Consider the following 26,572-nt stretch of genomic DNA (forward strand, 5'->3'; position numbering starts at 1 on the left):
TCCAAAATTTTCAACGTGGATGCATCCTTTTACAATCTCTCATTCTTCCCAATTCAAGCGCAAAACCGTGCAGAAAGCCTTGAAAGTATTGGCTTTAATGGGTTCTTGTCCTCCTAAAAAACGCCTCGAAGTTGGCAGCCAGAGGCCGTCGGCATAGGGCTTGCGGGCCTCTGTCCAAGCGCGATCGCCCTCTACCCTCTAACTCTTGAGTCGCTTCTACTAGCGATCGGGGGTCTTCTATAGTGCATCCCCTCTCACTTCTAGCTTGCTTAATTCTTTCTCGTCCCTCAGAAGAGGCTTTGAGGGTCGTCATTGTATAATTTACTTATTTATTTGTCAATGTCAGTTTTCGAGCAGTTTAGCGATGGCCAACTGAGTTTGTCAAGACGCGAGCAACCAAGAGACAATGATAAGGACAACAACGGGAGCATCCCCATTTCGTAAAAACCGTTCGTTTTTTGTGCTTGAGTGCGATCGTCCCTCACAGCTAAGCCTGTATATGCCAAATTGGCTCTATATTTCCAGGGATCGAGATGTTCGCACTCCAGCCAAAGAAAGCCACTCCTTTTTTAACTAAAAAATTACCCATTAAATAATGACAAAGGATAGCAACCAAATGAGAGATAACATGGATGAAATTCCGTCAGGTGGGATAGGCATAAAAGTCCTTGGCAAAATAGCCGATGAGCTAAGCTATACCCCCACTTCTGACAGTCGAAACTGTTTGTTCCTGATGAAACATTATCAGCCCCAAGACAGCACTAAAGCTAGTGGTGTTAAGCGACCGAGCGATGTTTTAAATAAATGGTTTCAAAAACAACGAGATACCCAATCCGAGGCCAGTTCAAACCAGCCACTTCAAAAAATCAGCCTTACGAGCAATTCTGATATCAAGGCGGTTGCTAAAGTTTTAACTTGGGTCGATCAATTAGAGGCTCTACCGATTCCAGAAGCAGTTTTTCACCAATGGAAACTTGCCACAATCGAAGGATTTACAAATGCTGTTCGCCATGCTCACAAAGACCTGCCATTAGCAACTCCAATCGAGCTAGAAATAACAGTATTTCCAGCTCGCCTAGAAATCAAAATCTGGGATTATGGGAAGCCCTTTGACTTGGAAGCGAAATTGCAAGGAGAATTGGCAGAAACAAGTCCGTTTAGCTGGAACGAGCTGGGATTTACCCTTCGCTAACATGACTGTACGCACGGGTGGCCAGAAACCGGGTTTTTTTACAAAAAGATACGTTGTAACCTGCATATAGCACTTCTCAAAAAGGTGAGGTACGTTGTTGGGCTTCCTAAGGATTCAGGTCTAAAAACTTGCGGCTCCAACGATTGTCTAGCAAGGGTTTTAGGGCAAAATAAGGGTTTTTGTCTTTCGCGATAGATTATCAATAAACGGCGAAAAATGACAGTTTTTTGCGGTTTATTGAGAATAGAGATTGATTTACGATGGAGATCCAAATCTAAAGTCTTTGCCCAGCAAGGAGTTATGTTACCTGAATCCTTACAAGTTAACAGCGATGGAATTTAAGATATTGCATTTTTTGGCAAGTCATCCGGGTGAATCTTGGAGTCGCCAACAAATAATCGAAAAAATCTGGGGTTGGAAATCCAATTGCACATCCGAAGAGCGAGTTGTGGAGGTGCATATCGGCCAGATTCGCAAGAAAATGGCTAAAGTCGATGCCACTGTGCCAAATTTTATTCAAACTGTTCGGGATTACGGTTACAGGTTCGATCCCAATATGCGATCGGAAGACCGGGCGGTTGAAACCGCGTCGATACACACAAAACCCGGATGGTGCGCGGGTTGAAGAATAAGAAAACGACCGTTTTATCTTATTTTGTCAAAAACCGATTTTCCCACGTCCCATCGGGCAGCCAGATGCCTCTTAGAGCACGAACGCGATCGGGTAACATAAAGTATGCCCAAGCCGTGCCCAAGGGTTTGAGGTGTCGATCGCAGATTTCGATTTCTTCCCGCTGATATTCGTTTTCCGTCGGTTCCCGCAGCGGATGATAGTCTTCAAGCCTGTCTAAATCGTCCAAAATAGCGGAATTTGCGAAACAGAGCAGAAAACCGCAGACAGTGCCCTCTCCGGCCACCATTGCAGGATAGCCGATCGGCAGTGCAAAAAGTTGACCGCGGGCGATCGCGGGCAAAGCATCCACAACCTTTCCCTCGCAGTAGCGCAGATAGTTGCACTCCCCCGGTTTGAGAGTGCCGTAGACAAAGACTTTCATCTGGCGCGGGCCTAACCGCTAGTTTTTGCTATATTAGATGCCTAATAGTTTAAGTCTCGCGGGCGATCGCGACCGCAATCTTGATAAATTTCGTTGTTTACCCTTTCTTATAATTCATGACTCTAGCAGTTAGTTTTATTGCTTTTAGACTTGGGCCTTTGTACTTGAGCTCTTTTTTGCCCGCTTTGGACGGCCTGTTTTCGACTCAAGGGATCATGGTGATGCTGCTGGCCGCCTATGCGGGGGCGATGTGGATGTTTCTCACCAGTGCTCCCAAGGTACACACGGTGATGGTATCGGATCTCGCACAAGCCAGGGAGTTCTATGAAGGTATGCTAAGCCTCCCCGTAGCAGAAGTGCCGCTGCATTACTACTACAATTACGAGCAAACCTTGGGAACAACTGGTATCGATCCGCTGTATTTGTCGCCGAATGTCGGGAGGGGAACGAGTTCTCAAACGATGGCGAGTCCCGAGGGTTTGTGGTATCAGTTGATGAAAAATACCCAACTGCACATTATTAGCGGGGCTGGTGTAGGGGAAAAAAATCGCGAACGTCATGTTTGTTTCGATCGCGATTGTTTGGATCAGCTATTGATGAGAGTGCAAACTCGCGGGATTAGTTATAAAATTCGCCGGGAAAAGCCGCTTAATTTCTTGGTTAAGGATTATGACGGCCGCGTGATTGAAATGGCTGAGGTTAGTAATTAATTGCGATCGATTTTAGACATTTCTAACAACTATTGTAGGGCAGGTAAAATATCTGCCCTTTGCTTTTTTTTCAAATGTGCGGGCGATCTAGATTGTCAACTTTCTAAGTTATACCAAATGCAAATTAACATCTGACACAGGGCCACAGCCATAGTTAAAACCAACGCAGGTATTTTAATTGTCGAAGAAAACAATAGTTTTTATAACTTACCGGGTGGTGGAGTACACCAAGGTGAATCACGGGAAGCAGCCGCAATTCGATAACTGAAAGAAGAAACAGATTTGGATGCTGTTTCCGTGCGATTTCTCTTCGAGCATTTTGGCAGGATACACTCTGTTAACAATCGACAGTGCCAAAATCATCATGCAGTATTCTTCATCGAGGCTATTGGCACTCCTGAACCCAATGATGGCATCTCGCAAATCCGTTTTTATCAACCGAGCGATAATGTCAATATGGGTCGATGGGCAGGACAAATTATTGAGAAATATTTGGCATTAAAGCTAACAGCCTAGTGGCCAGCACTGCGGGATTTTAATTCTCTACATCGCCCAAAGATTGAGATAATTGCTGTTGGTTTTTCTTGCGTTTGAGTGCTGCAAAACCTGCAAATGCTAAAGCCGTACCAGCAACAGTCATCGGTTCGGGAACTGCTTCGGCAGCTATTTCACCAACTGCTCTGGCTGGGCCTGTATAAGTCACTGTACCTTGATAAGGTCTGTTAACAGTGGCAAAGTGATTGAGCGATTCATTAAGACGGCCGTAAATAGCATCAGTATAAGGATCGATCGTCAAATACAGACTGTCGGAAAGGTAATCTACAAGTATTATATCGAAGTACCTCCTTTCGTACCGATGGCGAAAACTATTTATTAGTGACGTAGTAGAGAAATTACTATTAGTCGATCGCCCAAAAGAAAGTCCCAAAAAATTCCCGTCGAGCAGGTATGCAGCAATCTCTACAAATTCTAGGCCAGGAGCTGCCCAAAAGCCAACCCCGCCTTGAAAATTTGATTTTTTTGCCGACTTAAGATTGTAAGAATCCGGCTTGTTTTCAGCATCGACAAAATTAAAAATGCCTTCTGATATAGGAACAATTTCTTCGCCGATGCCCGTGAGGGATGAGTTGTCAAACTTAAAGAAACCGCTGTAATTACCTGTAGTCCATCCGGTTGTGCTCGCCGTGAAGTTGTAGGTGAGAACTGCTGCTTGTGCTTTGGGGATTTCGGTAACTAATCCAGCCGCGATTGTCAATATAGTTCCGCTAATAATTCCGAATATTTTGTTGAGTCTTTGGTTGTTCATGGTAGCTGTCCCTAATGGAGTAAATTGACTGTTTTTGGCTAAAAAAATAGCGAGTCACGGATATTTGCTGCGATCGATCGAACTGCAAACTTGAACTCCGATCGCTTCCGGTCGATCGAGTGTACTAGACTGGTGTCGGTTGAGTCAATTTTTCGCCGATCTTGTATGCCGGACGCGAACTCACCCTACAGTATTTCTAACTATTTAACCCGAGTCGATCGACTTTTTCAATTTGAAACAGTACCTGACGGACGATCGCGATTTTCGCCCGACAAGCATTCCAACAAACACAACCCCTACTTAAACTTTTCACCTTGGCTTTGCCGCAGTCGCTCGCTCGCCTGTTACTGCTGCAATGCTCAATGACTTTAATTTTTAATTGTTTAGCAGAATTACTATTCTGTCAAGACAAATTTATAAAGATTCTCTGGGAATTCCCAGATAAATTGTAAAGATTCTGTGAATTTTTTGTTGCGATCGTCGCTAGCTATGAATTTTGCGATCGGACAATTTAATTTAGGGGCTCGACATTAGCAGCCTTGTAACAGACTTTGAACCATGCTTATCTAACAGTTTGCCTTGCTAACATTTTGTAAAGTGCGCTGCGCGCACCCTACAAATAGATGCGCCATTCCGATATCAATTAATTTTTGCTTCAACGCTGGATTTTTCCGTCGCTTCTTTAATTTCTAAAATCGCCTTGCGGCTGAAAATTTGGAAATACAGAGAAACAAAGAATTCTTTAACTGGGAAAACTATCAAAGTTAAAGGATTGATTGTCACAATGATATTGCGGACATCGGCTTTAGCTTGTTTGACAATTTGCTGCGCTACCCAGTCAGGAGACATAATGCCGATCGGGTTTAAATTACTTTTGAACGGCCCTAAAATCAGTTTGCGGACGATACAGGGCGCATCCAGCCGCCGCAGAGTGACTAAATCTCCCAGGGCGCGTTTGCTGAGTTCGTACAGGGGACTGACGGCGGGAATTACTTCGGCTTCGGAAGTGTTGATCCAGACTTCTTTGCAAGCTATATTTTCGTTAGTGCGAACTGTTAAGAAAAATAGTTCCATCAGCCGCCACGCAGAAAAAGTGTTAATTTCGTAGGAATTTGCGATCGCCTCTCCGGTTCTTTCTTTCTGTACGTTAATCCCGTGATTGATGACGAGAATATCGATTTTTTCTAACAATTTAGCTAAATCTGCCTCTTCGCCAGCGCGCCAAGTTACGGTTTTTACAGGCAAAATCTCGCCGTCTACATTCACAGTAATTTCCTCATTTCCAGAAGAAAGGGCGATAACTTTTGCACCAGCTTTGTGCAGGTGTTTGAGAAGCAAACGCCCCAATGTTCCCGATGCGCCGGTGACGGCGACAGTTTTGCCTTTGAGTGAAAGTGCTGTACCCATAAGTTTATCTATTAAGGTGAAAGTACCGCAATAGTAAGCATTTTGATTGTCGAAATGATGCTTCCAGTGGTAAGGTTTATTCACGAACCAGTTACCGGGGATAGTTTGGAAGTTTCCGGGTTGGTGGGTGATGTCGGTTAACTCGTCTGCGCCTTTGATGCCACACGCGCGGGCGATCGCGCTCAACAAAAAGCTTAAAGTATAAATACAACCCGCTGCTGCGCCCCAGTGATATTCCGGCAACGCAAAATAAGCTAAAACCCACAGCAACAAGCCCAAAACCATCATTGCCGCAGCTTCGGGCACATCGTGACGCCAGTGTGCTTGCTTGTAAATTGTCTCGCTGACGGGGGTCAAATTCGGGCGGAAAACCCGGTGATGCCAATTGTGCAGCTTTTGCAAAGGCGGCACATAATGAGACGCGACGTGATAAAAGTCTCGGATGATTTCTGCCCAAAAGACAGAAGCTATTGCTACAGCGCCGACTATCCAGTAATTTACCATGCTCGCAGAATTTATAAATTTGAGATATTATATCATGTCCGGTTAATTACCCATCATAAAAACCGTTTGTAGTGAGGACTTTAGTCCTCTGATTGATGCGGACTAAAGTCCTCACTACAAACCAATTTGATGGTTTTTTTAGGATACGAGCTGAGATATTGTCATTTTTAAATGATAACTCAAAATAATTTTTATGGCTATTGTGGCAGTTGGCTCAGCCGTTTTAAAATCTGCAAAACGCGGTACAATTCATTGCCGGGATTGCGGATTATAAATTCGGGAGATAAGGCATACTGAGGAATTTCCCCTCTGACTAGCTTGACAAAAGTAAAGTTAGCACCTGTGGAAACCATCCCAAAAGTAGGAGTTTCGGGATTGGGATCTGCCAGCATATATGTCAGTAGTTGGGCAAGTGCTTCGTCAGTTGAAAATGAAAGTTGTTTGGATTCAATTACTGTCACCCAAAAGTTGTCTTTCATAATCAGAATATCTATTCTGCCTTCGATGATTCTGCCTTCGTCTTCTTCTTGAATCGCGATAGACTTTTCAGCTTTGAATTGAAAAGGAGACTCGTACAGACCGGCAATAAATAGAATCGGGCTGACAATTGTTAGCTTGACTGCATTTTCCAACACGGGCGGGGAGTCTACCAAGTTGTAGTAGATTTCTTGCACGCGATCGAGCAATTGTTTCTCGAAATCAGTTACTTCTGGCAAGATTTCTTGCCATTCTGGGAAGAAATCATCTTTCCGAACTCGCTGTAAGCCGAAGTTATCGATTAAATAGCGGAGGTTGATTTCTCTTGCTTGAAGTTTTTGTACCATAAATTAATGCTATGGAGTCAGAGGAGAATATTATATCAAATTTATTTAGGTTTTTGGTCGGCAGTTTGCTGTTTTTGGGATGCTTGCATTTGCAGCAATTGTGGCACGGTTACAAAACGGTATCCCTGCTGTTTGAGTTTGGGAATAATTGCCGATACGGCCTCGACTGTTTGCTGGCGATCGCCCCCGCCGTCGTGCAACAATACGATCGCCCCCGATGTCGCTTGAGACAGCACGCTGCGGGCTATAACAGCCGCCGGAGGTTGCGAAAAGTCCTTAGGATCGATCGACCACATCACCACCACATAATTTTTCTTTTTAGCATAATCCGCAAAACCGTTATTCAAGCGCCCGCCGGGGGGACGAAACAACAAACTCTTCGCGCCAGTCGATCGATAAATATGAACGCCAGTATTATCTATTTCATCCGCTGCTGTTTTTTCCGTAACATTGTGATAGAAATGATGCCAAGTATGATTGCCGATCGCATTTCCGGCTTGCACAACTCGCTTCGCAATTTCTGGATTTTCTCGCAAATTTGCACCCAAACAGAAAAACGTAGCTACCGCCTTATGTTTCTGCAATATTTTTAATATTTGCAAAGTTTCCGCAGTTGGGCCATCGTCAAAAGTCAGGGCAATAACTTTTGAGTCGCTGATACTTGCTTTATAAACAATTTGGCTGCGAAATTGCGCCGGCGGTGCGAATACTAAAGGTTGTTCGGGAGGTTTGGGAGACGGAGTTGGGGCGCCAGAAGGAAGTATTTGGGGTTTCGGAGGTTTCAGGAGGTTGGGCGGAGGATTGCCAAAACGGGGGATTTGGGCTAACGAATTTGAATTCGCAGTTTGTCGGATTTCAGAGAAAAGTGAGATAAGTGCGATCGATCCGATAATTATCAAGATTTGAATTGCAGATTTTTTAATAAATTTGGAAGTCATGCACTGTAGGATTTGCTGTTAACGATTTAATTATCGCTTACAGCTATGTCAGCTTGAGAAACTTGGGGTATTGGCAAAGGAATTTTGAAAGCACAGTCACAAAAACCTTTACCACCTTCAGAGCCGATTAGACAGCCGATTGACGTGGATTAAAAGCTTGAGCTTACTTATAGCCATGAGGGGTTGACTGAGCTAAAAGCTTTGTCCATCAAGGTTTGAGAACTCTTAACCGTCCTGTAAATTATGGCTGCGTAAATTTTTAGCAGGGAGCTGATACGTAAATGAACACGTAACAGCCGTGAGGCTCCCAAAGCTTTATGTCCCCAGCTTCAAGACGCACTAAGAGACGCCAACTTCTGGAACTGTACGGAAATCACTGCCACTGGTGCGACAAACCGATGCAGAAATCTGAAAGAACCATCGAACACTTACTCCCGAAAAGCTTAGGCGGATCTAACGCGCTCTCCAACCTGCGTTTAGCCTGCTTTAGTTGCAATAATTCGCGCGGAAATAGCCTCTTCCCTCCTCCCGGCAAGAATTTACGCACACAAGGAACTCAACCATATGAGAAAATAGCTTAGGATTTTCGCACGATCGCGAATTTTCATAGCTAATAAACAAACTAACTTGCTCCTCAAAAAAGTCGCATGGATGACCTAGATCGACGGTTAAGCGCTCTAATAGCAGAGGTACGTCAAAATTCAGCTAACAGTAGAAAATGGCGAGCGGCCATGCACAAGCTCTTATTGGAAATTCAACAACTACCAGGACTCAAAAAGTCATCTCATCCAGATTATCCTGAAGCCCTCAATCGTACTTTTGAATGGGTTAGTCGCGAGATTGCTAAATTTGAGCCGCGCCCGCCTTCTGTTTCAAAAAGTTTGGTTAACTGGATTAACGGTTATCTGGGTTGGCGAATTAAAGATTTGTATTCTCCTGACAAAGATGCTCCTATTAGTTTAGATGCTCCGATTGCGATAGATGCTGGGGAAACAACTCGGCTCGAACTATTACCCGATTTTACGCTCAGCGGGTTGGATGGCGCGATCGAAAACGCTCAGAAAGAAACCACTCAGCGAATTGGTCTCCAACTAGAACTTTACATAGAGCAAGATCCAGAAGGCAAGCTAAAAAATAGCTACCCTCGCTCTTACCCGGAGTGCAACTGCCAATTTCTCAGCATGAGAAGAGTGTTAAAAGAACCCCCGGACAAGTTTAAAGACTTAGCAAAAGAGTTAAACGTTAAGTACACAACTCTGAATTCTCACTGGGATAGAAAATGTGAACCTTCGTTGCAAGAAATAGCCCGCACTCTAGGATATGAGCAGGAACCAAAACCATGAACATTGCAGAACTCCCTCTATTAACAGTACCGCTAGAATTAAAAGCTCACGAAATGGCGCGACAGTTGGCTGCCGTTCAAAGTACAGTCCAAAAAGGAAAACGAGTTTACTTGAATGCACTGGCAGTTTACGCAGTTCACAGCTATTTAAAATGGCTGCAAATTGAAACCGATTTGGAAGCTTCTGATAGCTTCAATCAAGTAAAAACAGCGCTAGCTAATATCGCGGATTTGCTAATTCCTGGCATTGGCTCCCTAGAATGCCGCCCAGTTTTACCTGGTGAAACAAGCATCTTCTTACCCGAAGAAGTAATAGAAAATCGGATTGGATATGTGGGAGTACAATTTAGCGATCGCCTTGACTCCGTGCAACTATTGGGATTTGCTCCCAGCTTAGATAGCTCAAATCCACCGCAACAACTCGCGGTAGCAGAACTGATGCCGATTGACGCTTTAATTGAACAGATTACTCGTTTAGAAGAAGCGATCGCCTTCTTAGAAACAGACGATCCAGTGGCGGTAAAGGTGCGCTCCACGATCCAAACTCAATCGCAGAGCAATATTGTTGCCCAATTAGAGCGTATTTATCGAACTTGCGAGGAGTACGAGTGGCGGTACGCAGGGGGAGAGATGTTAGCCGGGAGTACCGCAGGAGGGGAGTTTACTCGTGAAAGTGCCGATAGCGCCGACACTGATTTACAAGATTTAGCCGAAGCACTGCTGGAAAAGTTAGCAGAAATATGGAGAGATGCTGCGTAATTTTGGAGCGGATGGCTGATGTATATATGTAGTCTCCCCTTCGTAACCTGTAAAGAATATGGCAAAAGGATTCGGCCCGAAGAAAGCTCCCCAAACGACAAAACGTCAGACAGCTTATTTCAAGCTGATTCAAGCGCTTCTCAAATGTCCTCGCGGTAAGGAACTGAAGATTTTAAGGAAGCACCCGGATTTGGTAGATGTTGGTTTGGTGGAAATGATGGAAATGGTAGCTACAATTCTGGTAGGACAGAGGGAGTTTTATAGTGCTGAATTTTTAATTGATTTGGCTGATTTTTTATACAGTTCTTACATAGAAACAGATGGGTCGCCAGTAACAGGCACTTTTGTTAAAGCTCCGGCTTTATTGTGGGAAGTATTGCGAGCAATTTTATTAAAAGGGGACGAACAAACAGCTTACCAGATACTAGCAATTAACTCAGACAAACTGAATGAATATTTTTTGCTGCAATTTCGCCTCTGGATAGATTGTACGCTCCTGAGAACCCAGCAAAAACTAAAAAAACCGATCGCACTTTTTCTGATATCTTTCTGCAAAATGCTCTGGCTGTTTCCACTGGGCAATAGGGCAATTAACCTGGAAATTGCGATCGCAGGTTTGGAAGGATCTGCCAAAATTTTAACTTATGAGGCTGACCCACAAGTGTGGGTGCAAATCCAAACTGATTTAGCTCCAGCATACCGCCATCGGAGGAGGGGCGATCGCTCCGAAAACCTTGAAAAAGCCCTCACCGCTTGCACCAATGCTTTGCAAATTTCCACTCGCGATACTTCTCCCCAAGAGTGGGCGATGGTGCAAAATAATCTCGGTAATATTTACAGAGACAGAATCGTCGGAGATCAAACTGAGAATCTAGAAAAGGCGATCGCCTGTTTTGAAGGAGCCTTGCAGGTTGTTAGTCGCGATCGAGCTCCTGAACTTTGGGGAACACTGCAAAATAATCTCGCAGTTGCTTACACTCGCCGAGTTGAAGGAGATCGAGCGCAAAATTTCGAGAAAGCGATCGCCTGTTATCAAGTTGCCTTAAAAGTTCGCACTGATGCCGATTGGGCTAGCAGTCAATGGCACCTCGGCACTGCTTATAGCGAAAGGATTTTAGGGGATAAAACGCAGAATCTGGAACGGGCGATCGCGGCTTACCAAGCAGCCTTACAAATTTATACTCCCGAAACCTATCCAGAAAGATGGGCTAATACCCAGTCTGATTTGGGCAAAGCTTACCGCAAAATAGGACAAATTGCTAACGCTTTAACCTGTTTTGAAGCAGCATTAACTGTCTTTACTCCTGATTCGTTCCCTAGAGAGTGCACCGACACCGGACTTGAGTTGGGCAAGCTAACATTGGCTGCTGGAAAAAAGGCGGAAGCTTTTCAATGTTTTGCGACGGTTATTGAAGCTGTAGAGACGCTCGACCGCTGGGGTAATTCTGAATATTTACATCAAGAAATTCCCGAAACAAATTTTACTTACCTACAAATAGTAACGCTTTGCCTTGCCTGTGGAGAGCGCGAAAAAGCTAGAGAATATGCCGATCGCTCCGGCTCTCCTTTGATTGTAGGCCTACTGCAAGATGTTCAAATCCAGCAAATAACTTCATTTGGGCAGTTTCTCGATCGAGCTTTGCAAACAGTTGTCGAAAGCGAGACTAATCCGCAAGCCTTCTACCAACTTCTGGAAGATAACCTAGAGCAACTGAACGACAGTTTAGTAGAAAGATTAAACACTATAAAATTATTTTTATCTGAATTGGGGCCAGCCGAAGAAATCAATATAGCAGCCGCAATTCTCAGTTTTAGCAGGCTGGTTCAACATTTTGATAAAGGTGATGAAGAGAACAACTGGAAGATTGCTAAGGCAGGCTACGAAGTTGCTGCCAATGTTTTTACCCAAGATAAATTTCCCGAACAGTGGGATGCCATCCAAAAGGAAACTCGCGATCGTTTATTGTTTCAATTATTCAAAGCTCTTAATGAAAGTGAAAGGAATTTTCATGAAAGTGAAAGGAATTTCCCAACTGTCGATCGATTGGTGGAAACAAACTCAAATAGACTCGACACCGCTGACAGATTGGTGGAAACAAACTCAAATAGACTCGACACCGCTGACAGATTGGTGGAAACAAACTCAGATAGACTCGATACCGTTAACAGATTGGTTGAAACCAATGCAGATAGACTCGACAAGCATTTTTTCACGGGAATGCCAGAAGTTAACGTCGTGCTTGAAGCTAATCAAGCTCAACTCGACGAACACTTTATTAAGGTGTTGCGATCTCGCTCGTCTGCGATACTATCTGAAGTGCCACCAGAAGATAAAAAAGCACTCGCTGCTAGCATTATAGGCTTAAGCCTGTGCATCCATGAATTTAAAAAAGGAAATCAAGCTAATAATTTAGAGATTGCGATTACAGGTTATGAAATTGCTGCTACTGTCTTAACCCGCGAATCTACTCTAGAAGGATGGGCACTTTGTCAGATGTTTTTTGGCAATGCTTATCACCGCCGCTTTAAAGGAGATTGGGCCGAGAATCAAGAACGATCGATCGCCTGCTGTCAAAATGCCCTACAAGTATATACCCGCGAAGCATTTCCCGAAAAATGGGCAGCAATTCAAAATACTTTGGCTCTTGCTTATGGCAACCGAATTCGCGGAGATCAATTAGAGAATGCAGAATTGGCAAGAACCGCTTGTTTTGCAGCAATGGAAGTTGACACCCGCGAAGCAAATCCGAAATCATGGGCTCAACTTCAAAACAATCTGGGTATTATTTACCGCGATCGCATTTGCGGCGACAAGGCCCAAAACTTGGAACAAGCGATCGCCTGTTATGAAAATGCCCTGTTATTCCGCACCCGCGAAGATTTCCCGGAACTTTGGGCGCAAACTCAAATGAATCTTGCCTCTGCTTACCGCCACCGACTTCATGGCGATCCGGTAGAAAATGTTGAGAAGGCGATCGCAGCTAACAAAGCAGCATTGCAAGTTTACACTCAAGACGCTTTTCCCGCAGATTGGGCAGGAGTGCAGACGAATCTGGGCAACGCTTACGTGCATCGACTTGAGGGCGATCGAAATGAGAATTTAGAAATGGCTATTGCCGCCCATCAAGCTGCTTTACAAGTCTTTAACCCGGATGAGTTTCCTAGAGAGTGGGCTATGGCTCAAATGAATCTTGGTAGTGCCTACTTCATGCTAGCGTTAAACGAAAAGGCGATCGCCTGTTATCGAAAAGCAATGGAAGTCTTCACGCCAACTGCTTTCCCAGTTGATTGTCTGAAGGCTGGCACAACTCTAGGAAATGTATCGTTTGTAGCTGGAGATTGGAAATTAGCCATTGAGGGATACGGTATCGCGATCGAAGCCGTAGAAACCAGCCGTACTTGGGCAACTTCCGAATTTCGCCGCCAAGAAATTATGGAAGAGGCGATCGACATTTACGCAAACATCGTGCAAGCTTGCATCAATAATAAGCAGTTAGATAAAGCCCTTGAATATGTAGAGCGATCGCGCTCTAAACGCCTCGTAGACTTGATGGCAAGCAATGATCTCTACTCAAGTGCAGAAATTCCTGCTGAAATTCAACAGTATTTACAAGATTTTGAACAGCTACAGCAGCAAATTGACAAGGAACGAGGGCGCAATCAACCTAGCAACGACTTTGATAATAGCAAACTTGATAACAGCCGTGCAGCCCTAGCAGCTTACAATCAAATAATAGCTGATCTTGAAGCTGAAAAACTCCTAATTTGGGAACAACTCCGCCGCCTAGATCCAGTGCTTGCCGGTCAAATTCGAGTTAATCCTCTCAAATTCCCATCCATCCAGCAGCTTATCGACAAACCCACCACTGCAATTATTAGCTTTTACACCACTGTTAGCGACACCTTTATCTTCGTCGTGCGGCAAAACGAGATTACCCTGCAAAGTTGCGCTGAGTTAGGATTTGAGGCTTTGCACGGATGGATTTTCCAAAATTGGTTAGGACAATATGTTAAGGATAAAGATTCTTGGAAAGAACAGTTAGTTGGGATGCTAGCTGAAATCGCCAAACAGTTAAATTTGAATGACCTGATTTTGTGGCATTTAGAAGGAATTTCTGAACTGATTATAGTTCCTCATTTTGCCCTTCACCAAATCCCCTTCGCTGCACTGCCCATTGGAGACAATCGATATTTGGTAGATAAGTTTCTGATTCGTTACGCACCGAGTTGTCAAGTCCTAGAATTCTGCCAGCAACGCCCTTCATTAGGCAATAACCTTAAATGTGGCACTATTGAAGATGCGACGGGCGACTTGCCTTGCGCCAGCTTTGAAGGAGAGCAACTGGCAGTTCTTTATAACATCCCGGACGATCGACGTTTAAAAGGTCGCGGTCAAGCAACGGTTAGTAACTATCGAGAACTAGCGCAAACCGTGCAAATCCTCCACTCTAGCCACCACGCCCAGTCACGCTTTGACAATCCTTTAGAATCGACATTAATTTTAGGAGATGGCTGCATTACTTTAGGTCAGCTAATGACTCCTGCATGGCGTCTCCCTCAGTTGTCGGATGTATTTCTTTCCTGCTGCGAAACTGGATTGGGTGTGAGTGAAATTACTGGTGATATCCTCACTTTTTCAACTGCTTTTTTGTCGGGGGGAGCCAGAAGTGTTATCAGTACACTTTGGGCTGTAGATGATTTAGCAACAGCGCTTTTTTCGATTTTTTACTATCAAGAATGGCAGCAGGGAAAGAATCGTCTCGAAGCTATTAGAGAAGCTCAAATTAAATTGCGATCGCTTGCGGGCAATACCTTAGCTGCTAGTTACAAAACCCAGCTCACAGAACTTTTGAAACAGAAACTTAAAGAAATAGATCAAATCCGTAAAAAAGCCAAAATAAAGCGAGATACCTATCGAGTAGATTGTGCGATTTATCAGCAACTGGATGAAGAGTACAAAAAAATCGCCCAAATTGCTGACCAAGTTTATAAAGCTCTCAGAAATTTAGATAAATTTTGTCAAGAATCAAAGCCTTTCTCTCACCCTTTTTACTGGGCCGCTTTTACCTGCACCGGGGTTCGGTAAAATAGACTACTAAATTTATCTGTTTCATAAGTTTCGTCACCGTGCGTCTCAACACGGATAACGAACCCCAACCCGATGCTGTATTGCTCCGACATGGCGGTCAAACTCGCCTCAGCGATGATGGCTACATCGAAGGCGCGCCGGAATTTGTTGCCGAAATTGCGGCTAGTACCGCGACGATCGATCTGCGCGACAAAAAGCGAGTTTACCGCCGCAATGGAGTCAAAGAATATCTGGTTTGGCAAGTAATACCATTTTTCTAAAGATCCGATAGAGATTGAGGGCGACAAGACATTGAAAATTATAGACTTTCCCTGTTTTCTCAAGTCTGTCATAACTTTAAAAAAATGGTATAATGAATCGCCGGATCGATTGGTTTTCCTTGCAGGAAGAAGAATATATGGCTCTTCTACCGGATGCTGAAGGAATTATCCGCAGCATAATTTTTCCGGGATTGTGGCTGGCAGCCTCAGCACTTCTAGATGGAGATATACCAAGTGCGTTAGCGAAGCCCTCGAAGAGGATCGCAACTCTTCAAGCCGGATTAAACAGTGACGCACATCAAGAGTTTGTTCAACAGTTAGCTTCCTTCCCAAAGGCTACTTTATAGAGACGCTACGAATTGCGTCTCTACAAATAATTCCACTACATCCGGCAAGTTTGCCGCGCCCTTTCATCCTCCGGTTCTTGCCAGCCAAAAGAAAAATGACTCACCGCATTAATTTGCGGTGTTGCAGCACGAATTGCCCGCATTTGAATCTCTAAAGACGGACGATTTTTCAGAGATTTTCCCCAGTCTCCGGCGATCGCCGGAATGATTTTTGCTCCCCGAGGTGCTAAACTCAACGTCCGCTGCACCTGTGGGACAATACAGCTTACATTCCCACAATTGCCGTAAGACATCGCGTGAAATTCCACCCCAGCCGGAAACCTGTCCCAAGGCTGCAATCTCGAATCAAATCCCCCTTGATTTATCTTTTCATTTCCATTAGGAAAAAACACCGCTCCTACAGGAATCCCCATCCTTTGAGCTGGTTGAGTTGCCATTCCAAAAAAATCTAAAATTCCTTGGACTGCGTGAGCAACGCTTAGTTGCCAGAGGTCTTTTTGCAGAAGGCCGGTATCGGGAAGCGGCGGTGTTGGTGTCGGTTTTGGTGTGGGAGTTGCAGGGTTTGGCGATTTTGTAGCGGGAGTTATTGAAGCTGCTTTTGATGCGGCATTCCCCCTTCTAGAAGCTGGAGTTGCTACTGGTATTGGTCGCGGAATTCGTCCCTGCCAAAGAGGTTCTTGCTCTGTCGGATACTGTTTGACTACTGCTTGAACGTCATTAGTATTGATAAATCCCTTAGTCAAATATCGCTGAATTAAATCTCGCCCTTGTTGATTGTTAGCCCGCTGCAAAAGCATTTGCTGCGATGCTGTGCCGTAAATCCACAAGTCTTGAACTTTGGTAGCAACTGAAGCTGGCCCGACGCCCCGCACATAACGAATGTAGTCGAATAACATTCCTTGCGGCTTGCGCTTGACTATTTGATTTACTAACAAACTATAGTCTTGCTTTGCTTGCGGATTGTAGGGGTCGATAAAGGCGTGGGTGGCGTGACTTTCTCCGGTTTGGTCGTCTAAACCAGCGTCTTGTATTACTGTTAAACTTGTCTGATTTTTACCGTTGACGGCGAGGGTTTGCTGTCTGTCGGAACGCTGAGAATAGGTATAGCCAAAGTTCATGGTAAACAACCAGGCGTATACTTTTAACCCTCGCTGTTTGCCTTTGGCGATCGCCTTTTCCAACAAATCATACTTTTCGTAGCCGCGATTTCGCAAAACCGAAGGCCAAACAGTCGGATTGTCAGCGGCTGGGAGCAGCACTTGACCGTCATAAAACACTTCCACGTAGACTTGATTGTAGCCTTTGTTGACAACTTTGTCTAATACGCGATCGAGCTCTCCAGGCCTGACATCGCAGGGATACAAACGCAGCCAAACTGCTTGGGTTTCGGGCCAAGTTTTTTGGCGGCATTCTGCGATTTCCTGCGCGTGTTTGCTCAAAACGGCAAAATATGCTTGCTGGGATTCTGGTTTTCCTGACAGGGCGGCGCGGCGCAAGTCTTCTTTTTGATTTACTTGCTCTTTGGATAATTGACAATAGGCTGATGTTGCGGCAAAAGCTGGTTGATTTTCGATAAAGGGCAAAACAAGCTGGCTGATGAAGCTACTGGTTAAAACAGCAGTTACCGCACTTAAACAGCGTCGCTGGTGTTGAAAGTTCGCGATGCGAGTTGGTGCAATTTTCATGGGATAATTGAATCGGGTTTTTTAGTTGAAATTGGGTGGCGATCGCATTTTTGGCGATCGCCCAGACGCACAGCTACAAATTTTCTACTTTTTTTAGGTTAACCCCGCCCAAACACGGGTACAAGCCCCCGACTTAAGTTGTGGAGATCCCAAATTTTAGACTCCTGTTAAATCTCCCAGATTAATCGGTGGAGTCAATCTAAAATCTAAAATCTAAAATCTAAAATCGACTGACCTAGTTATGGCACAAGTCGATCGCACAATGCAAATTTTGTCTGCCGGCTATTTATATCGCGTGCGATAAAATAAGGATAAGACGGGCGCGGTTGAAACCGCTGCTATACAAACGATGTCCGCCTGCGCGGACTAAAGAGTAAAAAGGTAAAAAATCCGGATTTGGTATCATATTCAGTTCAATGTTTCAGTATTTTTTCAGTAAATGCAGCATTCGTAGGGTGCGTCGCCTTAAATATCGCTTGCATTCAATCGGTAATCTCACGGCGACGCACCTTACACGTGAGTCGGTGGAAACAAACTCCCAACTTTTTTTCTAACATAAATTTTTATAAATGGTATTAGTTCAACCCTGTAAGCAAAGGTGCGTCGCTCGCTCGGTTGTCGATTTTTATTTATGGGTTGTCGATGGATCCGCACCCTACAGCTACAGCAAAATCCAGCAAAAAAGCGCCTGGGTACACTGGGCGCTAAAAGCAGTTGATATTTCTACTAAAAATTGTTAACACTCAAATATCAAGGATGAAAGATGAATTCTTCAAATTATCTTTTATCCCTAATATTTGAGATTAAGCTCCTCTGGTTAGAGCAGCTTCTACTTGCTGAAATTCTGACTCAAGACGTTTTTTCAACTTTTCAGGAACTGGACGGTTGGGATAGGAACTGTAATGTCCAGCCAAAGAGTTTAATGCCGTCCGCATTGTCGTGAAAGATGCCAGCTTGGTAAGAGCGGGATCGCGGCGGTATGCTGCGAAAAAATCATTGATACTTGTGCGAGCAGCGGCTTGAGCGGCTGCTTTTTCCGGCGCGCCCTCTGGCAAAGTAAGCGCTGTTCTCAAGCTGTTGACTAATGCTAAGGTGTCTTTGCTGTAGTCTCCGGTGAGGGTGGCAGGAACATTGGTACAGCCTGCTACGCCGATGACAACAACTAATACCAGGGCTAACAGACGGGAAATGTAATGCTTCATAAGGGTTAGAAAATTGGAAGCGAAAGCGGCAATCAAAATTAACCTTTATCCTATCTTGAATTGAGCTAATCATGTCAAATTTTCATTATTTTTCCAGCAATACCATGAAAAGTAATATTTGTCAATCTCACATAGATTGATATCATATCCGAGCGAATGACCACAATCAAATTGGTTTGTAGTGAGGACTTTAGTCCGCATCCAAGAGAGGACTAAAGTCCTCACTACAAACTGTTTTTATTAGGGTAATTGAGCGGACATAATATGATTTATAAATATCAATTCTCAAATCTAAAATTGATTAATTTTCCCGGAAACGACGGAGAGAATTTGAGTTTGGCGCAGCCACTGACTGTCAAAAGCACCTAGGTGAGTTGTAGTAATTAGAGTTTGAAATCGTTCTTGAATTGTTTCTAAAAGTTGATTTTGGCGGCTCAAATCCAGTTCTGCAAGTACGTCGTCGAGCAACAGTAAAGGTGCTTCGCCGACGACTTCTTCAATAAGCTGCAATTCGGCTAATTTTAATGCTAGTACAAGAGTTCGCTGCTGACCTTGGGAGGCGTACTGACGCGCTGGAGTGTTGTTAATTGTAAATGTAATGTCGTCGCGGTGGGGGCCGACTAAGGTGGTTCCTTGAAACTGTTCTGCGATCGCCCTTTTTTGAATTTTCTCTAAAAATGCTTGCCGCACTCCTTCGAGATTGTCTTGACCGATTAATTCCGAGCTTACTTCAATATTAGCATCGTATTTAACATCTAAAATTTCTGTGGAACCGCTAATTGAACCGTGCCAATTTCGAGCTAATGGCATCAATCGTTCCAAAACTCGATCGCGCCTGCGGATCACGCGAGCACCCGCTGTCGCCAACTGAGCATCCCACAACGCTAATTCTGAACTGGAATTCGGGGATTGGGAGTTGGGAATTGGTGAGTCTTCTGTATTTTCCGGTTCGGGATTTTCTGCTTCCAGAAATCGCATTGTGTCCAAACTTTCCGAAAATTCTGCTTTCCTGACTGCTCTAGAACGTTTTAACAGAGCGTTTCGCTGGCGCAAAATTTGGTTGTACTGGTGCAAAATGTGAGCGTAAATCGGCTCTAGTTGGATGACTAGCCGATCGATCCAATTGCGCCTTCCTTCTGGCCCCCCGCGCACTAAGTCCAAATCTAAACAAGAAAATTGTACTACATTGAGAACGCTCAAGAAGTCTAAATGGCGGCGCAGCGGTTCGCCGTTGAGCTTCAGGCTGCGGCGCGCCCCGGAGCGCAGTGTTAAGGCTAGGTCGATCGCTCCGGTTTGACGTTCGAGTGTAGCATCTATTTGGGCGATCGGCTTTGAGTCGAGGATTAAATCGCGATCGCGCGATACTCTGTGGCTTTTTAAGGTGGAAAGCAACTCTACCGCTTCTAACAAGTTAGATTTTCCTTGGGCGTTATTTCCTAGTAATATGGTTTTGGGAGCGTCAAACGCTACTTTTTGATCGTAGTAGTTCCGAAACTGCCGTAGGTGCAGCGTTTTCAAATACATAATATTAGTTATTGGTTATTAGTTATTGGTTATTAGTTATTGGTTATTCGTTATTGTAGGGTGCGCATTGCGCACCTTACTGGTTGGTAACAGTTATTCGTTATTCATTATTGTAGGGTGCGCATTGCGCACCTTACTGGTTGGTAACANNATTGTAGGGTGCGCATTGCGCACCTTACTGGTTGGTAACAGTTATTCGTTATTCGTTATTGTAGGGTGCGCATTGCGCACCTTACTGGTTGGTAACAGTGAATCTCTTTTACGATTTTCGCTGCGGATCGTTGCGCTTGCTATCACTTGATGATGTTGAGAATCTTGCCCAATGCCAGCGGTCTAACGAATAATGAGAAATCGCTCATTATCCGTCAGCCGTTAACACTATTTACGAGCTTTGTACAAGCGCACAAACAGTTTTTCCATTTCAATCCAGACAAACATTAGGGCGCTGAAACCGAAGCAAATCAGCAATTCAAACGGCGTCAAATAGTGAGTCCCGAAAAATGCTCTCAGTGGCGGAACGTAAATTAGCATCAATTGCAAAGCAGTAGTCACAATTACAGCTCCCCACACAAAAACATTAGTCAAGGGGTTTAACTCAATAGTAAGCTGAGTGTTAGACCGAATGGCGATCGCGTGACCCATTTGCGCCAAACACAGAGTTGTAAACACCATTGTTTTCCAAGCATCAGGATCGCCGTGTCCGGGAGTGTGAGTATATCCGTAAGCCCAGGACATCATCGCGATCGTCAAAATTGCAAAGATAATCCCGATCCGAATCATGTAAGAACCCAAACCCCGCGCAAAAATGCTTTCTCGCGGACTGAAAGGAGGCTTTTTCATCACGTTCGGTTCGGCAGGTTCCACGGCCAACGCTAAAGCTGGAACGCCGTCTGTGACTAAGTTCATCCACAAAATTTGCAGCGGCGTCAGCGGTACTCCTCCCAAACCCAATAAAGGTGCGGCCGCAATTGTCAAAACTTCGCCGATGTTACTTCCCAAAATGTACTTAATAAACCGGCGAATGTTGGTATAAACGACTCGCCCTTCTTCGGCGGCGGCGACAATAGTTGCGAAGTTGTCGTCGAGAAGCACCATATCGCTAGCTTCTTTGCTGACATCGGTGCCGGTAATCCCCATGGCGATGCCGATATCGGCTTGTTTCAAGGCGGGGGCGTCGTTAACTCCGTCGCCGGTCATCGCGACAAATTTGCCTAAACTTTGCAAAGCTTGGACAATCCGCAATTTGTGTTCCGGGGAGACGCGGGCGTAAACGCTGACGTGCTCGACTTGTTGTTTGAGTTGTTCTTGGCTGAGCTTTTCTAATTCTTGACCGGTGAGAACTCGATCGCCCTCTGTCGCAATACCTAAATCATAAGCGATCGCTTTTGCCGTCAACTGGTGATCTCCGGTAATCATCACCACTCGAATCCCTGCATCGCGGCACTTCGCCACAGCTTCCCGCACTTCCGGGCGCGGGGCGTCCAGCATACTGACGAGTCCCAGCCACACCATCTGTTGTTCGCTGGTTTCCTCGGAACCGGAGGGCGGCAAGTTTTCCCAGATTTTGTATGCAAATCCCAGGACTCGCAAACCTGCGCTGGCCATGTTGTTGTTTTCGGCGAGGATGCGATCGCGAATTTCCTGGTTTAAAGGTTGTACTCGATCGCCGACTATAATGCCTTGACACCGCTCCAAAGTCAACTCGGGAGAACCTTTAGTCAGCATCAAATAATTCTGCTGCTGTCCTGGTTCTGCCGGAAATCCCGAATGTCCGGAATGTCCGGGAACTTCGCAAATCACGCTCATCCGCTTGCGTTCGGAAGAAAAAGGAAACTCGGCCGCGCGCGGCAGCAATTGAGATTGTTTTTCCCTATAAATGCCTGCTTTTCCCGCTAAAGATAGCAGAGCTCCCTCCGTGGGATCGCCTAAAATCTTCCATTCTTGCTGTTCGTGCTGCAATACTGCGTCGTTGCAAACTGCACAGGCAATTAATAAAGATTCGAGTTCTGGATATTCCTCTAAATTAGTAATTTGGGTCGAGGTATGGCGATCGATAAAATCTCCGATCGGGGCATAGCCATCGCCTGCAACGCCGATCGTGCAGTCACCCGTAGACACTAGCTGCACTACCATTTTATTTTGAGTCAGAGTACCTGTTTTGTCGGAACAAATAGTAGTAACTGAACCCAAAGTTTCGACAGCCGGAAGTTTGCGAATCAAGGCGTTTCGCTTCACCATTCGCCTAGTTCCGAGTGCCAAAGTAACTGTCACGACGGCGGCGAGTCCTTCGGGAACCACAGCAACTGCCATGCTGAGAGAAACTTCTAACAAATCTTCAAATCTGCTGGTATCGAACCCAATACTGCCGTTGTCTAAGGTAATCATGCCGCCGATGACGACAATTGCCACTAAGCCTAGGGCGCCGGAAACTAGAACATTTCCCAACTGTCCCATCCGCTGTTGCAGGGGAGTCGGTTCGGTTTCTACTGACTGAAGCATGGCAGCAATTTTGCCTAGTTCAGTTTGCATTCCGGTGTTGGTGACGATCGCCTTGGCCCGTCCCTGAACAACTTCTGTACCCTGAAAAATTAGGTTAAGCCGATCGCCCAAGGAAGCATCTTCGGGAAGTTCTAGCTCTGCTTGCTTGGTAGCTGCGATCGCTTCTCCCGTCAAAGCAGATTCTCTAACTTGTAAATTGTTCGATTCGATCAAGCGTCCGTCTGCTGCTATTTTTACCCCAGCCTCCAACAGCATCACGTCTCCGGGTACGAGTTCCTTGGCTGCTATTTCCGAAGTTTTGCCGTCTCGCAGGACTCGAACTAGGGGGGAAGCGAGGTTTTTGAGGGCTGCGAGGGCTTTTTCGGCACTTTGTTCTTGGAAATAGCCGAGAATGCCGTTGAGTATGACGATCGCAAAAATGGCGATCGCATCTTTGGGAAAAGTATTTGATTTGATGTCTAAGAATCCAGAAATCACGGCCACACCCATCAGCATCAACAACATGATGTTGGTGAACTGATCGACAAAAATCGACCAAGAACTGCGGCCTCCTGTTTCTTCTAGTTCGTTGGGGCCGTATTGCTGCAAGCGTTCTGACACCTGTTGGCTGCTCAAGCCCGCGTCTTTGTTGCTGCTGAGCTTTTCGAGAGTTTTGTCAATTGCTACGGTGTGCCAAGAAGAGGGAGAATTTGAAGACATAAATTACGATCGAGCATGGGGCAATTAGGGGACTGCGGCCGAACAAGCTACAGCCGATGAATGTGGCTGATGGCAGTAAAAGAGTTTTTAGTTTTGAGTCTGAATCAAAAACTGCTGAACTTGAGACTCGTATTGGGCAGCGGTTCGATGCCGAGAGAGCAGGAAGCTTTTAACTTTACTGCGTCTGGCGGATCTCTCGCGCCGTTTGTAGACCTACCGCTGATAGCACTTATCCACCTTACCAAAAACTTGGGTTTAAAGCCCCGTCCTTCTAGGACGGCTTTGTGTTAAACTTTTAACGTAGCGAGTTCCCACGTAAGATGTTCGTTCTAGAGTTCAAAGCTATCCGCTAAACACTCTTTCAAAAGTGGACGAGATAGCCAGTCTAAGTCTTTAACTAGGCTACGTTAGTAAGGTCACGACACCTACGAGTGCTTTCGGGCTTATAGCTATGTCGCCGGAGATTAAACATCTCTATTTAGCTAAGGAAGTGTTTCCGGCACGACAAGCCTCGCTAACATTGACGAGGAAAACATTACCGGAGAAATCCGAGGGGGATTTATCCCCAAGAAACGCCCCATTGAGGCGGGTCTTCACAGAACAATATCAATAGCCTCTATCCTGTGATGCCAGCAGGTATGCCAAAAAGAATGACCACTTTTGAGGTGCCAAGGTTTTCTTTTGTATGCTGAGTCCACGTTTGTCCAATTAATTGGCGATTAGAGGCGTAGCGATCGGCAAACTAAATCAGTACGCAGCAATAGACGAAGCAATCAGAACTGCTCAATTCGTTCGGAATAAGTGCGTCCGTTTCTGGATCGACAACCGAGGAGTAGGACAGAAAGACTTGTACCGTCACAGCACTGCGCTCAGAGAAGAGTTTGCCTTTGTTAAAGACTTGAACTCTAGTGCCTGCCAAGCTTCTGTGGAAAGAGCGTATTCTGCAATTGCGCGATTCTACGACAACTGCAAAAAAGCAGTTCCTGGAAAGAAAGGCTATCCGACTTTTAAGAAAAACCGTCGCTCAGTTGAGTATAAAGTCAGCGGCTGGAAACTCTCAGAAACTCGGAAGCAAATCACATTTACCGATAAAAAGGGAATTGGCAAGCTCAAACTAAAAGGAACGTGGGATCTCAATTTCTACCAAATCGATCAGATTAAACGAGTTCCTTTGATACATCGCGCTGATGGTTACTACGTTCAATTTGCAATCAGCGCCGACAACAAAGTAGATGCAGCACCAGCAGGTAAAACAGTTGGATTGGACGTTGGCTTGAAAGAGTTTTATACAGACTCTGACCGTCGTACTGAACCGAATCCCAAGTTTTATCGAACAAGCGAGAAACAGTTGAAGTTTCGACAACGCCGTGTTTCTCGCAAAAAGAAAGGCTCTGCCAACCGAAAGAAAGCAATTAATCGATTAGGACGAGTACACCTCAAAATAAGTCGGCAACGTGAAGAACACGCCAAGAAACTGGCGCGTTGCGTAATCCAATCTAAGTGCGATTCGTTCTGGAGAAACCTAATAGGAAGATTCCAGGCTTCAGTGGAGTAACCCAAAAGGGTAGAGTTCGCACTTTAATCCTCCACTGATGACAACTTACTATCCATGTAGGTGAGGAAACCTAGCCAAGCAAAAGCGAAGACAGCTAGGGGAAGAAAGGGAAATGGAGGGTCACACCGACATCATAACCTAATCCAGAAAACACCAAATCCTACCGCCCAGGTGCGGGGTTGAAAGCACACAAACTACCAATTAAAGGTAGCCCCTACAGAGGAGACTGACCATCAAATTTGTAAAGCGGGGGTGAAAGCAGGAACAAGTGGTAATAGCTGAAAGCACTTACTGCAAGCAAGAGTTCTATGGGTAGAACAAACGAAGTGTCGATGAGCCATCGAAAGGATTAGCCAGGGGATATAAGCTAATAGAGAAATCTAACTCCTGGGTTGGAAATAGCCAACAAGGGAAAAGGTATATCCGTTTCTTAGAACCGAGATATCGCACTACCAAGAACCCCGGTGGAGAGACACGCCCTAAAGACTCAAAACAAATGGATAGTAGGAACGAAGTAACCTTCCAACGCTCCTTATCAAGGTCGATTGATAAGGTAGGTAGTCAAACCAGATGCAATGGATAGGTGGGATGGTTCAAGAAGCAAATGCCCAACCCGAAACGACGGGTAATGCCTGAAAAGGGATGGTGTAATTACCGGGATAAGCAGACGTGAGCCGCAATGTGTGAAAGCTAGAGTCACGAGTAGTGATGAATAAACCTAAATCTGATTCACAACTGAATACAGAGGGATGGAAGGCTATCAATTGGCACAATGCCGAAAGGTACGTCTTTAAGTTACACAAGCGAATCTACGCTGCTTCACGTCGCGGGGATGTCAAGCTAGTTCGTAAGCTCCAAAAGACGTTGATGAGGTCTTGGTCTAATAGGGTCTTATCGGTACGACGGGTAACACAAGACAATACTGGCAAGAAAACCGCAGGAGTGGACGGGGTAAAATCCTTATCCCCAGCAGCACGTTTTGAGCTAGCAAGTCAACTCAAATTAACCGGAAAATCCCGCCCCACTCGTAGGATATGGATACCAAAACCCGGAAGAGATGAGAAGCGACCATTAGGAATACCAACAATGTACGACCGAGCCTTGCAAGCGGTTATAAAAACCGCCCTACAACCAGAATGGGAAGCGGTTTTCGAGCCAAGTTCCTATGGTTTTAGACCAGGAAGGTCATGCCACGATGCGGTATGGCAAATAAAAAATGCCATCAAGGATAAAGCTAAATTTGTACTAGATGCAGATATAGCCAAGTGCTTTGACCGCATCAACCATGAAGCCTTGCTCCAAAAGTTGAACATCAAAGGAAAGGTCAGGCAGCAAATTAAAGCTTGGCTGAAATCTGGGGTAATAGACCAAGGAGCATTTACTGCCACATCTGAGGGAACGCCGCAAGGTGGAGTGATTTCTCCGCTACTGGCAAATATTGCCCTCCACGGTCTGGAAAATCACATCAAAAAGTTTGCAGAAACTCTTAATATCCGATACCCCAATGGGGAGAAGATGTGTAAACGGGACAGCGCGCAATCCCTTACCTTAGTGAGATATGCAGATGATTTTGTGGGCGCGACACGATGTCGCATGTTGTGAGTGAGGAGGTAACTTCTCTAGGCTAGTGTCCAAACCTATCCTCAATCTCCAAGGGCATCACTGGTAACGGTGG

Annotated in this window: 21 protein-coding genes and 4 pseudogenes; 15 read left to right on the plus strand and 10 right to left on the minus strand. The window is 45.2% G+C overall.

All coding sequences use genetic code 11. The features are described from left to right. Nucleotides 1–94: 94 nt before the first annotated feature. A complete protein-coding gene (locus tag JGK39_RS17585; protein WP_293257572.1) occupies nucleotides 95–313 on the minus strand; it encodes a hypothetical protein in 219 nt (72 codons plus the stop codon). A gap of 282 nt (nucleotides 314–595) precedes the next feature. On the opposite strand from JGK39_RS17585, the gene JGK39_RS17590 reads away from it, so the two are divergent. Both JGK39_RS17590 and JGK39_RS17595 read left to right on the plus strand, forming a co-directional pair. After that, nucleotides 596–1,192: an ATP-binding protein gene (locus tag JGK39_RS17590; protein WP_293296957.1), complete on the plus strand. Its 597-nt coding sequence runs from the start codon at nucleotides 596–598 to the stop codon at nucleotides 1,190–1,192. Nucleotides 1,193–1,442: 250 nt separating this feature from the next. Next, the gene (locus JGK39_RS17595) at nucleotides 1,443–1,817 is read left to right on the plus strand and encodes a helix-turn-helix domain-containing protein (RefSeq protein WP_293257568.1); all 375 of its coding nucleotides are present in this window, start codon (nucleotides 1,443–1,445) and stop codon (nucleotides 1,815–1,817) included. Between the two features lie 25 nt (nucleotides 1,818–1,842). Here JGK39_RS17595 and JGK39_RS17600 read toward each other — a convergent pair whose 3' ends face one another. Continuing rightward, nucleotides 1,843–2,247 (minus strand): gamma-glutamylcyclotransferase, encoded by a 405-nt coding sequence (locus JGK39_RS17600; protein WP_293257566.1) that lies wholly within the window; start codon nucleotides 2,245–2,247, stop codon nucleotides 1,843–1,845. A 116-nt stretch (nucleotides 2,248–2,363) separates the two neighbouring features. Between JGK39_RS17600 and JGK39_RS17605 the strand changes: the two genes are divergently transcribed. The 3 genes and pseudogenes from JGK39_RS17605 to JGK39_RS17610 all read left to right on the plus strand — a co-directional run bounded on the left by JGK39_RS17605 (nucleotide 2,364) and on the right by JGK39_RS17610 (nucleotide 3,473). After that, on the plus strand, nucleotides 2,364–2,957 hold the full coding sequence (locus tag JGK39_RS17605) for a glyoxalase-like domain protein (RefSeq protein WP_293257564.1): 594 nt from the start codon (nucleotides 2,364–2,366) through the stop codon (nucleotides 2,955–2,957). Nucleotides 2,958–3,104: 147 nt separating this feature from the next. After that, nucleotides 3,105–3,221, plus strand: a pseudogene (locus tag JGK39_RS33620) (NUDIX hydrolase); the annotation flags it as partial. A gap of 18 nt (nucleotides 3,222–3,239) precedes the next feature. Further along, entirely contained in the window at nucleotides 3,240–3,473 is a 234-nt protein-coding gene (locus JGK39_RS17610; protein ID WP_293257562.1) for a hypothetical protein, read from the plus strand. A gap of 19 nt (nucleotides 3,474–3,492) precedes the next feature. On the opposite strand, the gene JGK39_RS17615 is transcribed toward JGK39_RS17610, so the two are convergent. Further along, nucleotides 3,493–4,263 (minus strand): PEP-CTERM sorting domain-containing protein, encoded by a 771-nt coding sequence (locus JGK39_RS17615; protein WP_293257560.1) that lies wholly within the window; start codon nucleotides 4,261–4,263, stop codon nucleotides 3,493–3,495. Between the two features lie 165 nt (nucleotides 4,264–4,428). Between JGK39_RS17615 and JGK39_RS17620 the strand changes: the two genes are divergently transcribed. Beyond that, complete coding sequence (locus JGK39_RS17620; protein WP_293257558.1) at nucleotides 4,429–4,629, plus strand: hypothetical protein; 201 nt, start codon at nucleotides 4,429–4,431, stop codon at nucleotides 4,627–4,629. A 273-nt stretch (nucleotides 4,630–4,902) separates the two neighbouring features. On the opposite strand, the gene JGK39_RS17625 is transcribed toward JGK39_RS17620, so the two are convergent. The 3 genes from JGK39_RS17625 to JGK39_RS17635 all read right to left on the minus strand — a co-directional run bounded on the left by JGK39_RS17625 (nucleotide 4,903) and on the right by JGK39_RS17635 (nucleotide 7,936). Next, nucleotides 4,903–6,174 (minus strand): bifunctional sterol desaturase/short chain dehydrogenase, encoded by a 1,272-nt coding sequence (locus JGK39_RS17625; protein WP_293296959.1) that lies wholly within the window; start codon nucleotides 6,172–6,174, stop codon nucleotides 4,903–4,905. 197 nt (nucleotides 6,175–6,371) lie between these two features. Beyond that, nucleotides 6,372–6,998, minus strand: coding sequence for a restriction endonuclease subunit R (locus tag JGK39_RS17630; protein ID WP_293257554.1), 627 nt, complete (start codon nucleotides 6,996–6,998; stop codon nucleotides 6,372–6,374). Nucleotides 6,999–7,039: 41 nt separating this feature from the next. Further along, complete coding sequence (locus tag JGK39_RS17635) at nucleotides 7,040–7,936, minus strand: polysaccharide deacetylase family protein (protein ID WP_293296961.1); 897 nt, start codon at nucleotides 7,934–7,936, stop codon at nucleotides 7,040–7,042. Between the two features lie 317 nt (nucleotides 7,937–8,253). Between JGK39_RS17635 and JGK39_RS17640 the strand changes: the two genes are divergently transcribed. The 6 genes and pseudogenes from JGK39_RS17640 (at nucleotide 8,254) to JGK39_RS17665 (ending at nucleotide 15,733) form a co-directional block, all read left to right on the plus strand. After that, entirely contained in the window at nucleotides 8,254–8,517 is a 264-nt protein-coding gene (locus JGK39_RS17640; RefSeq protein ID WP_293296963.1) for an HNH endonuclease, read from the plus strand. A gap of 150 nt (nucleotides 8,518–8,667) precedes the next feature. Continuing rightward, on the plus strand, nucleotides 8,668–9,279 hold the full coding sequence (locus JGK39_RS17645) for a hypothetical protein (protein ID WP_293296965.1): 612 nt from the start codon (nucleotides 8,668–8,670) through the stop codon (nucleotides 9,277–9,279). After that, nucleotides 9,276–10,037 carry a DUF1822 family protein gene (locus tag JGK39_RS17650; RefSeq protein ID WP_293296967.1) on the plus strand — a complete coding sequence of 254 codons (762 nt, stop codon included), beginning with the start codon at nucleotides 9,276–9,278 and terminating at the stop codon, nucleotides 10,035–10,037. Before JGK39_RS17645 ends, JGK39_RS17650 begins: the two co-directional genes overlap by 4 nt. 58 nt (nucleotides 10,038–10,095) lie before the next feature. After that, complete coding sequence (locus JGK39_RS17655) at nucleotides 10,096–15,123, plus strand: CHAT domain-containing tetratricopeptide repeat protein (protein WP_293296969.1); 5,028 nt, start codon at nucleotides 10,096–10,098, stop codon at nucleotides 15,121–15,123. 17 nt (nucleotides 15,124–15,140) lie between these two features. Further along, nucleotides 15,141–15,371: pseudogene (locus tag JGK39_RS17660) on the plus strand (Uma2 family endonuclease); the annotation flags it as partial. Nucleotides 15,372–15,478: 107 nt separating this feature from the next. After that, on the plus strand, nucleotides 15,479–15,733 hold the full coding sequence (locus JGK39_RS17665) for a hypothetical protein (RefSeq protein WP_293296971.1): 255 nt from the start codon (nucleotides 15,479–15,481) through the stop codon (nucleotides 15,731–15,733). A 35-nt stretch (nucleotides 15,734–15,768) separates the two neighbouring features. On the opposite strand, the gene JGK39_RS17670 is transcribed toward JGK39_RS17665, so the two are convergent. The 4 genes from JGK39_RS17670 to JGK39_RS17685 form a co-directional block, all read right to left on the minus strand. After that, on the minus strand, nucleotides 15,769–17,418 hold the full coding sequence (locus JGK39_RS17670; protein WP_293296972.1) for a family 10 glycosylhydrolase: 1,650 nt from the start codon (nucleotides 17,416–17,418) through the stop codon (nucleotides 15,769–15,771). Nucleotides 17,419–18,221: 803 nt separating this feature from the next. Beyond that, nucleotides 18,222–18,620 (minus strand): photosystem II protein Psb27, encoded by a 399-nt coding sequence (gene psb27, locus JGK39_RS17675; RefSeq protein WP_293257536.1) that lies wholly within the window; start codon nucleotides 18,618–18,620, stop codon nucleotides 18,222–18,224. Nucleotides 18,621–18,911: 291 nt separating this feature from the next. Next, nucleotides 18,912–20,144, minus strand: coding sequence for a DNA replication/repair protein RecF (gene recF / locus JGK39_RS17680; protein WP_293257533.1), 1,233 nt, complete (start codon nucleotides 20,142–20,144; stop codon nucleotides 18,912–18,914). A gap of 378 nt (nucleotides 20,145–20,522) precedes the next feature. Then, nucleotides 20,523–23,342, minus strand: a complete 2,820-nt coding sequence (locus JGK39_RS17685) for a cation-transporting P-type ATPase (RefSeq protein WP_293257530.1) — start codon at nucleotides 23,340–23,342, stop codon at nucleotides 20,523–20,525. Between the two features lie 69 nt (nucleotides 23,343–23,411). On the opposite strand from JGK39_RS17685, the gene JGK39_RS17690 reads away from it, so the two are divergent. The 3 genes and pseudogenes from JGK39_RS17690 to JGK39_RS17700 all read left to right on the plus strand — a co-directional run. Continuing rightward, nucleotides 23,412–23,633, plus strand: a complete 222-nt coding sequence (locus tag JGK39_RS17690) for a hypothetical protein (RefSeq protein ID WP_293257527.1) — start codon at nucleotides 23,412–23,414, stop codon at nucleotides 23,631–23,633. A gap of 421 nt (nucleotides 23,634–24,054) precedes the next feature. Then, nucleotides 24,055–24,834 (plus strand): annotated as a pseudogene (locus JGK39_RS17695) (transposase); the annotation flags it as partial. 771 nt (nucleotides 24,835–25,605) lie between these two features. Continuing rightward, nucleotides 25,606–26,472: pseudogene (locus JGK39_RS17700) on the plus strand (reverse transcriptase domain-containing protein); the annotation flags it as partial. Nucleotides 26,473–26,572: the final 100 nt, after the last annotated feature.

The sequence above is a fragment of the Microcoleus sp. PH2017_12_PCY_D_A genome, from assembly GCF_020738565.1.
GTDB lineage: Bacteria > Cyanobacteriota > Cyanobacteriia > Cyanobacteriales > Microcoleaceae > Microcoleus.